We start from the raw sequence: 605 nt of genomic DNA, 5'->3' as shown, positions 1-605 counted from the left end.
TGATGCCTCTGGACTTCTTCACTCTGTCTATCGCGCTCATGCTCGATAACCTCCCGGTATTCTTGTAAGTCGATGATCTGGCCGTTGGCCGTGTCGATGGCTAGGGCGGTGTCGGCCCGCTCGGTGCGGATGCCCCGGCCCTCCATCTCCACCACGTTGGGGCCAAGATGGATGCCCGGCAGGCGCTCGATGCCCTGCGCCTCAAGTGTTCTATGGTCAATGCGGGCGTCGTGACCAGCCCGCTCTAATGCCCGGTTGGCATGGTCGGCCCATGCCTCGCGGGTCTGCTCAAGCCATGCCTTGGGCTTCAGGCTCTCGGACTTCTGCGCCCCGCCCCGCTCTGGCTGTTTGGCGTTGTACCGCTTGAACCACTGGTCAGCCGGGCGCTCGATACCGTCGTTCTTCCGCTCAGAGATCATCAAGTGGCAATGGGGGTTCTCACCTTTACCGGCATGAATGGCCAGCGTATACGGCAGGCGCTCGCCCTCGGTCAGATGCCGGGCGAATTCGTCCACCAGCTCCCGCTGCTGATCTAGGGTCAGTTCGACCGGCAGGGCAAACTCAACCTCTTTGAACAGCCGCCCATTGGCGCGTTCATACAGGTC

The 605-nt window shown here is 62.0% G+C and carries 1 protein-coding gene; it reads right to left on the bottom strand.

Annotation, left to right across the window (positions count from 1 at the left end; genetic code table 11):
- A partial coding sequence (locus R7Z47_RS25710) for a MobA/MobL family protein (RefSeq protein WP_318130875.1) occupies positions 1-605 on the bottom strand: 605 nt, incomplete at both ends.

This window comes from Vibrio sp. 1641 (assembly GCF_033339995.1).
GTDB classification, from domain to species: Bacteria; Pseudomonadota; Gammaproteobacteria; order Enterobacterales; family Vibrionaceae; genus Vibrio; species Vibrio alginolyticus.
The sequence above is the reverse complement of the archived record's forward strand: the minus strand, read 5'-3'. Positions and strand labels throughout refer to the sequence as shown.